Origin of the sequence: Streptomyces sp. NPDC060205, assembly GCF_042728395.1 — a bacterium.
Classification (GTDB): domain Bacteria; phylum Actinomycetota; class Actinomycetes; order Streptomycetales; family Streptomycetaceae; genus Streptomyces.
Window position 1 is genome coordinate 1 of the sequence record NZ_JBHWZP010000361.1, and the last position, 8,970, is coordinate 8,970.

Genomic DNA, 8,970 nt, shown 5'->3' on the forward strand with positions numbered 1-8,970 from the left:
ACCCGCACATCTTGAGGGGCGCGGGGAACTGCGCAATCCCTGGGGCCCGCCCCCACCCACCCGCACATCTTGAGGGGCGCGGGGAACTGCGCAATCCTTTGGGCCCGCCCCCACCCGCCCGCACACGGCAACACCCCGCGAAGAGCTACTCCGCCGCCGCCCGCCCCGTCAGCGCAGCGAGACTGCTGCGGACATGGTCCATGTGCGCCTGCACCTCGTCCCACCGCTCGCCGTGCTCCCGCAGCACCCGTTCCGTCTCGCGGGCCACCCACTCCTCCCGGACGCGCGCCTCCGCGAGGAGTTCCGCCGCGCGGGCGTCCGCGTCCTCCTGGAGGTGACGCGCCGACTCCCGCGCGGAGCCCAGCTCCCGCTCCGCCGCGGCCACACCCGACTCCGCGCGCGCGACAAGCTCCTCGTGGCGCGCGTCGAGCTCGGCCTCCCGCTCGGCGGCCTCGCACCCGGCCCGTTCCCAGCGCCCGGCGTGCTCCTTCTCCTGCTCGGCGACGAGATTCTCCCCGCGCCGCCGCGTCTCGCGCAGCGCGGCCAGCGCCTCGCCGCGCCCTTCCTTCACCTCGCGCCGCGCGGAGATCCGCATCTCGTCGGCCTCGGCCTGCGCGGCCTGCAGCCGGTGCCGGGCCCGTTCATCGGCCTCGGCGCGCACCTCGTCGGCGTCCGCCCGCGCGGCCTCACGCACCCGTTCGGCCGCCGCCCGCGCCTCGTCCACGGTCCGGCGCGCCTGCCGTACCGCGTCCTCGCGCAGTTCCGCGGCCTCCTCCTCACCCAGCTCGAAGAGCCGCCGGGCCCGGTCGCCCAGCGTCTCGTACGTCTGGGGGGCGAGGGACGCCACGACCTCGCGCAGCCGCAGCGCCTCGGCCTCCATCTCCCTGGCCAGCACGGTCAGCCGCGCGGCCCGCTCCCACGCGGCGTCACGCCCCGCCGAGAGCGCCGCGGCGTACGCGTCGACCTGCGCGGGGCGGTAACCACGCCCCCGTACGGCCTCGAAGCCCTGAGACGACCCCGAGGACCCCGACGACACCGATGAGCTGCTCATGCCGCTCATCTTGGTGGATCAGACGGAAGTGTTCATAACGCGACACTCCGCACATTCCGCCGCCCCGGCCGGGGCGAATTCAGTGACGGTCCGTCAGAGCAGCCCGTCCCACATCTGCTCCAGCAGCACCGACCACCAGCTCTCCGGCGAACCGAGGGCCGCCGGGTCGATCGCGGCCAACTGCGCCTGGAAATCGACGGTCCAGCGCCCCGCCTGCTCCTGATTGAGCCCGAAGCGAAGACGCCACATACGGCCCAGCAGCGCGAGACTGCGCGCGAACTCGGGCAGCCCCGTGTTCACGAACTGCGGCGGTACGGGAGCGCCGCCCGGGCCCGCCTCCACCGGCACGGCCACGATGTTCGCGGTCCCGTACTGGACGCAGATCGCCTTGCCGAAGTCACTGCCCATGACGAGGTACGAGCCCGCGTCGGCACCCGGCTGGATGCCGCGCTCCTGCGCCAGTTCGGCGAGCGTGGGCACCGGCCGGCCCGGCTGGGCCTGCGCCCAGAAGAACGGGTTCATGTCGACGGGCAGCCCGGCCACCACCAGGGTGTGCGCCACGATCGGCGGTACGCCCTGCCGCGAGACCGCCGCCTGGTCGAACCGGAACAGGCCGGGCCCGAAGGCCGCCGCCAGCTCCTGCCCGATGGCCTCCGGCGGGATCGGCGGCGCGGACTGCACCGGCGGCAACGGCGCCCGTACGGGTCCGGGCCGCGCGGGACCGTCCGCGACCTGGTGCAACTCCCCCTGGTGCGCGAGCAGTTGGGCCATGCCCTGCTGACGGCTCGCATGGTCGGTGCCGTACGAGGCGATGCTCGTGATCCGCGCCTGCGGCCAGCTCTCCCGGATCATCCGCGCGCAGTACGCGCCCGGCAGCTCGCAGGACTCAAGCTCCGTGTGCAGTTCGAGCACCTGCTGCGGCGGCACGTTCATCGCCCGCAGTTCGTGCAGGATCTGCCACTCCGGGTGCGGGGTGCCGGGCGCGGACCGCCGGATCAGCTGCTGCTCGCTGCCGTCCTGGGCGCGGTAGCGCAGCACCGCCTGATAGCCGGGACCGACCGTGGGCTGCCCCTGCTGCGGATAGCCGTAGGCGGGCGGCTGCTGACCGGGCTGCGGCTGGCCCGGGAACGGCTGCTGCTGGCCCGGGAACGGGGACCGGCCGCCCAGGTGCGGGGCGGGCGGCGGCATGCCGGGACCGCCGGGAGGCATACCGGGCGGACCGGGCGCGGGGGGCGGCGGCGGAGCCGTGCCGGGCCCGCCGACCGGCGGACCGGCCAGCATGGTCGCGGCATGGTGGACACCACCGGGCGGCGTACCTCCCGGAGTGCCGGAACCGCCCGGAGCACCCGGAGCACCCGGAGCACCTGGGGCACCGGGAGCGCCCGGAGGCTGCGGAGCACCGGGACCGCCGACCGCGGGCCCGGCGAGCACGGTCGCGGCATGGTGCACACCACCGGAACCACCCGGGCCGCCCGGAGAACCGGGAGCGCCAGGGGAGTTGGGCGCACCGGGAGCACCGGGAGCCCCAGGAGCGCCCGGAGGCTGCGGAGCTCCCGGACCGCCGGAACCACCCGCAGCGCCCTGTCCACCCGGCACCTCCGGCCCGTCCGGGCCGAGCTGCGAGACGAACTGCGTCGGTACGTATCCACCGGCCGGCACACCCGGCGCACCGGGCCCGGACGCCGGAGGACCGCCCGCCGGAGGACCGCCCGGAGCCGGACCGCCCGGCCGCGCACCCGGCGTACCGGGCGCCCCGGGAGGCGGCGGCGTACCGGGCGCGTTCGCGCCCCGCGCGCCGCGCGGCGGCCCCTGTGCCTTGCTGGTCGCGGCGTCCGCGATGTCACCGGCGCCCGGCGGCAGCGGCCGGCCCGGCGCACTCGGCGCGGGCGGCTGCTGCGGAGCGTCGGCGGCGGGCGGCTGCGGGGCTCCCTGCGGATAGCCGTAGGAGGGCGCGCCGGGAGGGGGCGTACCCGGCCCGGCGTTCTGCGGATGGCCGTACGAGGAGGGCCCGGCCGGCGCCGCGCCGGACGCACCCGCGCCCTGCGGGAACGCGGACGGCCCGGACGGCGCGGGATCGTCGAGGGCGGGCGAGACGCTCGTGCGCGGCAGCTGGCTGCCGCCCGAGATCAGCTTGGTCCTCGCCTCGGGCTCGGCCTCGGGCGGCGTGCCACCAGGTCCGACATCGCGGATCTGTGGCGCGTACACCGTCGCCGGCAGCGGCACGGAACGGTCGTCGCCCGCCTCGGCGTTGGTGTCGGTCCCGGCCCACGGAGTCGCGTCGGCGGGCACCGGGGCAGCGCCGGAAGCACTCCCTCCGGCGGCCGGCCACGCCGTGCCGCCGCTCGGCGCGGCGGGCGCCGGCGAACCGGCCGGCGGCCCCGGCAGAGTCTCGGGCAGCGAACCCACAGGGGGCGCGGAACCACCACGGGCGGCGGGAACCGCGTCGGACGGCGGAACGGCGTCGACCGGCGAATCGGCACGGGCGGCGGGTACCGCGTCACTGACCTCGGCGGCGGGCCGCGACCCGGCGCCGTCCGACGGCCGGCCCGCGGCCCCACCGGACGTGGCGTCCCGGCGGTCCGGGATCCCCATCCGGTCCGCCGCCTCCTGCAGCCACTCCGGCGGAGTCAGCAGGAACGACGTCTGGTTGAGGTCCACGCGCGCGGGCGGCGCGGGCGCCGGATCGGGCACCGCCGCCGACACGCCGTACTCCTCCTCGTACCGGCGGATCACCTCGCCCACCGGCAGCGACGGCCACAAGGTGGCCTCCCCGCTGTCGCGCGCGATGACGAGCCGCTGGGCGCCGCCGTCGGAACGCGGGCCCTCGGCCCGGTCCTCCGCCCACACCACGAAGCCGAGTTCGAACTCCCGGACCCGCACCTCGCGGTGCTGGTAACCGGGCACGTCTGCGTTGATCCATTCCTCGGCGCGCTCCTGCGCCTGCGCGAAGGTCACCATCGGACGCTCACTCCCCCACCGAAGAGACGGCGGACACCGGTACCGCCCGCGCGAAACCGCCGTCCACCATCAGGTTCGCCACCGTCTCCAGCTCGGGCGGATTGCCCGCGAGCCGGGACAGGAACTGATCGAAGTCGTCACCACAGGGCAGCAGCAGCCGCTGTACGCGCTCCGCGGGCGGCCACTCGTCCCGGTCACGGGCGTCGTCGAACGCGCAGAACCACACGGAACCGATCCGGTCGCCCTTCACCTTCACCGCGAGCAGCCCGCCCTGCACGAAACCGACTCCCAGATAGTCCTTCGTGAGATGGTCCCGCAGGCACTTGTTGACATAGACCAGGTCGTTGACCGCCGCCTCGTCACGCACGGTGAAGAACGGCTGGTCGACCAGCAGCCCCAGCTCCGCGTCCAGCGCGGCCCCCACCGGCGCACACCCGCCGGCGGCCTTGAGGAAGGAACGGTACGCCCCCGGCAGCCGGTAGCCGAGATCCTCCTCGACGCCCTGCACCTGCTGCTCGGTCACCGCGACCGCCGCCTTCGGCAGCCCGAAGTGCGCGGGACGGGTCTCCTGCAGCGGCCGGGTGCCGCGCTTGTCCTGGTCGACCACCGCGGTCGCGAGACCGCCGTGATGCCGCAGCAACGCCTTCACCTCGACCGGCACCAGCTCCAGCCGGCGCGTGCCCGGCACGTGGTGCCACGTCCAGCCATGCGGAGTCGCCACCGCGGGAATCGTGTCCCACAGATCATGTCCGGAAGCCGCCAGGGCCGCGTTCGCCGACACGTAGTCGGTCAACCGCAGCTCGTCGACACCGAACCCCTCGGGCGGTTCGGCGATCTCCGCGGCCGCACGCGCATAGAACGAGAAGTCGGGGTAACCGACCTCGTCAACACGTACCCCTCTCGGGTGACGTGCCGCCCGCACCGGATCCGGGAAGTGCACGACCTGCCCGGCATAGGCCGCGTTCGGCGGCGCGGCCTGTTGCCCGAGCCGACCTGTCGTCATGGCGGTTGCCCCCTGCGGCGTGATGAAGGATCGCGGATGTCGACAGCCTATGCGGTGCGGCGACACCGGTCACCGGGCCTCCTGTTCCCTACCGGCCAAGGGCCCTCCGGTTCCGTGACCTGCCGTCATCGAGCCGTGACCGTACGACGAAGACCGCGCGTGTCGCACCGCCCCAGCTTCCGCACCAGCCACGGAGTTTGGCACTCTGTCGGAGCACCGGGGGATGCGGTAAGGGGAGGAAACAGGACGATGAGCGCAACACACATGGGTACCTCCGGGGATCCGCGGGTCGGCTGGAGCAGCAGTGAGGCGCCCGCCGCCCCGGTCCTGCTGCACCGGCGCGACGGCATACTCCCGACCATCGCCGCCGCCCTCTCCGTACGGGGCGCCACCCTCACCGGCACCGCGGGCCGCGGCGACCAGCCGCCACCCCTGCACCCCCTCGTCCGGGACTTCCTCGACACCCTCACCAGCGGTCAGCGCGACCGTTTCACCGGCCGCTGCGCCGAGGCGATCCTCATCTCCCGCCATCTCGCCGCCGCCGACGCCGCCCGCTCCAAACGCGCCACCCGCAAACCCATGACCAACGGCGAGGCCAGAAAATCCCTCAAGCAGGCCAAACTCACCGCCCGCCGCATCCGCGAGGACGGCGACCCCCTGCACGGCAGCTTCGCCCAGCCCTGCCGCGCCTGTACCGCGCTCAGCGCCCACTTCGGCGTACGCATCGTCGACCCGACGGCCCAGGAGAACTGACGGCAGGAAGAACTGCCGGCGGCCCCGCCACCGACAGCGGCCCTCGAAGCCGCACGAAGGCGCCGCCGACGCCACCACAAGCAGCCGACCGGACACCGGTACCACCGGACCACCACACGGCCGCTCAGACCGATCGCGAAGGGCAGATGCACACCGACCGCACCGCCGCCACCTCGACCACCCGCTTCTCCGTCCAGGTCGACGCCTCACTGCGCGACGCCGGATGGCAACCGGGCCGCTGGGACATAAAGCAGGCCGAGTTCTGGGCCGACGCCCTGCGCGGCCACGAGTCCCCCGCGGGGCACCGCCATGCCGTGTTCCCGGCCGCGGTGGAGGCATGGGCGGAGTTCGGCGGCCTGCGCATCAGCACGGCCGAGGCCGGCCGCCAGATCGCCTCGTCACCTCTGCATCTGGATCCCCTGCACGGCCTCCACATGGCCCGCACCCTCGCCGACCTGGGCAGAGCCCTCGACACCGAGGTCGCCCCCCTCGGCGAGGAAACCGACAGCAGAGCCCTGCTCGCCATCGACGTGGAGGGCCGCGTGTACACCCTGGACCACACCGGCGACTGGTACCTCGGCGCCGACATCGACCAGGCCCTGGCCACCCTCATCGCAGGCCGGGAACCGGTACGCCTGACGGCCGGCTGAGCCGGCACCACGGCCGGCCCGGGCACAGCCCCCGACGGCCCGGGCTCAACCCCCGGCGGTCCAGGCTCAGCCCCCGGCCGGAATGACCGCCGACACCCGGAAGCCGCCCGCATCCGTCGGCCCGGACACGAACACCCCGCCGAGCCCCACAACCCGCTCCTTCATCCCCAGCAGGCCGTTCCCCCCACTGGGCAGCCTGGCGTCGGACGCGGCCCCCGGCTCCGGCGGCGGACCGTTCTCCACCTGCATCGCGATCTCCGCCCCCCGATGCGCCAGCCGCACCCGGGTCTTCGCGCCCGCCGCGTGCTTGTGGACGTTCGTCAACGCCTCCTGCACCACGCGGTACGCGGTCTGCTCCACCATCGCCGCGTACACCCGCGTCTCCCCCTCCACGGAGAGGTCGACCACCATGCCCGCCGCGGCCGACTGCCCCACCAGTTCGTCGAGGTCGTCCAGACAGGGACCCTCCGACTCCTCCTCGGCGACCCGGGACGCCGCGGCAGCGGCAGCCGCCCCCACAGCCGCCAGCGGCACGGCCTGCACCGGCGCGGAACCGTACCCCGCACCCCGCACCGACCCGTCGCCCGCCCGCAGAACCCCCAGCATCTCCCGCAGCTCCGTCAGCGCCTGGCGCCCCATGTCCCCCACCAGCGAAGCGTTCTTCACCGCCTTCTCGGGATCCTTGCGCGCCACCGCCTGCAACGCCGCCGCATGCACCACCATCAGACTCACCCGATGCGCGACCACGTCATGCATCTCCCGGGCGATCCGGGTCCGCTCCTCATTGCGCGCCCACTGAGCCCGCTCCTCGGCCCGCTCCGCCAGCAACTGCAACTCCCGCTCCAGGGAATCGGCCCGCTCCCGCAGACTCTCCATCAACCGCCGCCGCGCCCCCACGTACAGCCCGAGCAGAACAGGCGGAGCCGTCATCCCGAGCGACGTCGTGATCGACACGAACGGCACGAACCAGTCCCCCAGCGCCACATCGCCACGCACCATCCCCTGGTGCGCCCGCACATACGTGACGATGAGCATCCCCACCATCGACATCCCGGCCAGCGCCCCGATGATCCGCCTCGGCAGCTCGGACGCCGCCAGCGTGTACAGCCCCACGAGCCCCATCAGGAACCCCATCTGAGCCGGCGTGATCGCGATCGACACCAGGACGACAGCGATCGGCCACCGCCGCCTGAACAGCAGCACTGACCCGGCGACGGCCCCGAACAGCATCCCCGCGGGCACCGGCACCCCCGCCGCCCCCGCGAACGGAAACCCCTCTGTCGCACACTCCACGGACGACACCAGCGCGAGGGCCCCGTCGAGCACCGCGCTGCGCCACCTCGCCCACCACCACGGCCCCGCCGAGGCCTCGGTGTGGTCTTCCCCCGTCGTGGTCATGACTCCAGCCTACGGTCGCGCCCCGCCCCTTTTCCGGTGAGTTTCCCGTACTGGCCTACACCACTCCCCGTAATCGAACAGAAGCGAAACAGACCAGAATCCCTCGAACTGCTGAATCGCCTGCCGTTCGACTCCGGAAGCCCGTATTCCGCACGGACGGTATGCCCATGGAACATTCACCTGGCAAGTACGCGGACTTCGAGGGGTTGCGGGAGCGGGCGGTCGCCCTGCGGCGCGAGGGCTACAGCCTCCGGCGCATCCGCGACGAGCTGAAGGTCTACAACAACGACATCCTCAACCGGCTGGTGAAGGGCGAGCCACCGCCGGAGTGGACCAAGCGCCCCCGTGCGAAGGACGACCTGCGGGACAAGGCGAGAGAGCTCCGCCTCCAGGGCTGGACGTACGACCGCATCCAGGCCGAGCTGGGGTGCTCGAAGAGTTCGATCTCCCTATGGGTACGGGACCTGCCGAAGCCGGAGCGCCGGGACTCGGTCGAGCAGGCAAAACTGGCGGCCCGAAAGCGATGGGAGCACGAACTGGCGGTACGGGACGAGAGGCGTCAGCGCACGAAGGAAACGGCGGCTGCCGGCGTCGGCGCGCTGTCCGACCGGGAACTCCTCCTTGTGGGCGTGGGCCTGTACTGGGCCGAGGGCACCAAGGACAAACCGCATGCCCGCCGGGAGAGCGTCACCTTCGTCAACAGCGACCCGAGCGTGATCCGGCTCTACTTGGCATGGCTGACCTTGCTGGGCATCGGCCCCGACCGCCTGCGGTACAGAGTGATGATCCACATGACAGCCGACGTCGAGGGTGCCGTGCACTACTGGGCCGACCTCGTCGGAGTAGACAGCACCGTGTTCCAGAAAACGACGATCAAGAAGCACAACCCCAAGACTGTCCGCAAGAACGTGGGCGAGGACTATCGGGGGTGCCTCGTAGTCCGCGTATCGCAAGGAGCGGAGTTGTACCGTCGCATCGAGGGCACCTGGTACGGCATAGTAGGGGCTGCCCTTCCGGCCGATTCATCGAACCGGACATAGGGGGCTATCCCGGGTCGTCTAAGGGCAAGACGGTGTCTTTTGGTGTCACATATGGGGGTTCGAGTCCTCCCCCGGGAGCCTAAATAGAGCGGGCCCTGACAGCACTGTCAGGGCCCG

7 protein-coding genes and 1 tRNA gene are annotated in these 8,970 nt (G+C 73.1%); 4 read left to right on the forward strand and 4 right to left on the reverse strand.

The window, feature by feature from the left end:
* Positions 1–145 precede the first annotated feature (145 nt).
* From ACFWGJ_RS37745 to ACFWGJ_RS37755, 3 genes are all read right to left on the reverse strand, one after another.
* Positions 146–1,051, reverse strand: a complete 906-nt coding sequence (locus ACFWGJ_RS37745) for a cellulose-binding protein (protein WP_387333486.1) — start codon at positions 1,049–1,051, stop codon at positions 146–148.
* A gap of 93 nt (positions 1,052–1,144) precedes the next feature.
* Complete coding sequence (locus tag ACFWGJ_RS37750) at positions 1,145–4,009, reverse strand: SUKH-4 family immunity protein (RefSeq protein ID WP_387333487.1); 2,865 nt, start codon at positions 4,007–4,009, stop codon at positions 1,145–1,147.
* Between the two features lie 7 nt (positions 4,010–4,016).
* Positions 4,017–5,012 (reverse strand): SMI1/KNR4 family protein, encoded by a 996-nt coding sequence (locus ACFWGJ_RS37755; RefSeq protein ID WP_387333488.1) that lies wholly within the window; start codon positions 5,010–5,012, stop codon positions 4,017–4,019.
* Positions 5,013–5,261: 249 nt separating this feature from the next.
* On the opposite strand from ACFWGJ_RS37755, the gene ACFWGJ_RS37760 reads away from it, so the two are divergent.
* The gene (locus ACFWGJ_RS37760; RefSeq protein ID WP_381832776.1) at positions 5,262–5,765 is read left to right on the forward strand and encodes a YwqJ-related putative deaminase; all 504 of its coding nucleotides are present in this window, start codon (positions 5,262–5,264) and stop codon (positions 5,763–5,765) included.
* A 146-nt stretch (positions 5,766–5,911) separates the two neighbouring features.
* Positions 5,912–6,415 carry an SUKH-3 domain-containing protein gene (locus tag ACFWGJ_RS37765; RefSeq protein ID WP_381832778.1) on the forward strand — a complete coding sequence of 168 codons (504 nt, stop codon included), beginning with the start codon at positions 5,912–5,914 and terminating at the stop codon, positions 6,413–6,415.
* 66 nt (positions 6,416–6,481) lie between these two features.
* On the opposite strand, the gene ACFWGJ_RS37770 is transcribed toward ACFWGJ_RS37765, so the two are convergent.
* A complete protein-coding gene (locus ACFWGJ_RS37770) occupies positions 6,482–7,813 on the reverse strand; it encodes a sensor histidine kinase (RefSeq protein ID WP_387333489.1) in 1,332 nt (443 codons plus the stop codon).
* A gap of 167 nt (positions 7,814–7,980) precedes the next feature.
* Here ACFWGJ_RS37770 and ACFWGJ_RS37775 point away from each other — a divergent pair, with 167 nt between their 5' ends.
* Both ACFWGJ_RS37775 and ACFWGJ_RS37780 read left to right on the forward strand, forming a co-directional pair.
* Positions 7,981–8,853: a hypothetical protein gene (locus ACFWGJ_RS37775; RefSeq protein ID WP_381833276.1), complete on the forward strand. Its 873-nt coding sequence runs from the start codon at positions 7,981–7,983 to the stop codon at positions 8,851–8,853.
* A gap of 7 nt (positions 8,854–8,860) precedes the next feature.
* Positions 8,861–8,931: transfer RNA gene (locus tag ACFWGJ_RS37780), tRNA-Gln, on the forward strand.
* The last annotated feature ends 39 nt before the right edge of the window (positions 8,932–8,970 follow it).

What these genes read in the sequence shown, in the direction of transcription:
- ACFWGJ_RS37745 (WP_387333486.1), bottom strand. Translation starts at nt 1,051, where the DNA reads ATGAGCAGCTCATCGGTGTCGTCGGGGTCCTCGGGGTCGTCTCAGGGC.
- ACFWGJ_RS37770 (WP_387333489.1), bottom strand. Translation starts at nt 7,813, where the DNA reads ATGACCACGACGGGGGAAGACCACACCGAGGCCTCGGCGGGGCCGTGG.
- ACFWGJ_RS37760 (WP_381832776.1), top strand. Translation starts at nt 5,262, where the DNA reads ATGAGCGCAACACACATGGGTACCTCCGGGGATCCGCGGGTCGGCTGG.
- ACFWGJ_RS37775 (WP_381833276.1), top strand. Translation starts at nt 7,981, where the DNA reads ATGGAACATTCACCTGGCAAGTACGCGGACTTCGAGGGGTTGCGGGAG.
- ACFWGJ_RS37750 (WP_387333487.1), bottom strand. Translation starts at nt 4,009, where the DNA reads ATGGTGACCTTCGCGCAGGCGCAGGAGCGCGCCGAGGAATGGATCAAC.
- ACFWGJ_RS37765 (WP_381832778.1), top strand. Translation starts at nt 5,912, where the DNA reads ATGCACACCGACCGCACCGCCGCCACCTCGACCACCCGCTTCTCCGTC.
- ACFWGJ_RS37755 (WP_387333488.1), bottom strand. Translation starts at nt 5,012, where the DNA reads ATGACGACAGGTCGGCTCGGGCAACAGGCCGCGCCGCCGAACGCGGCC.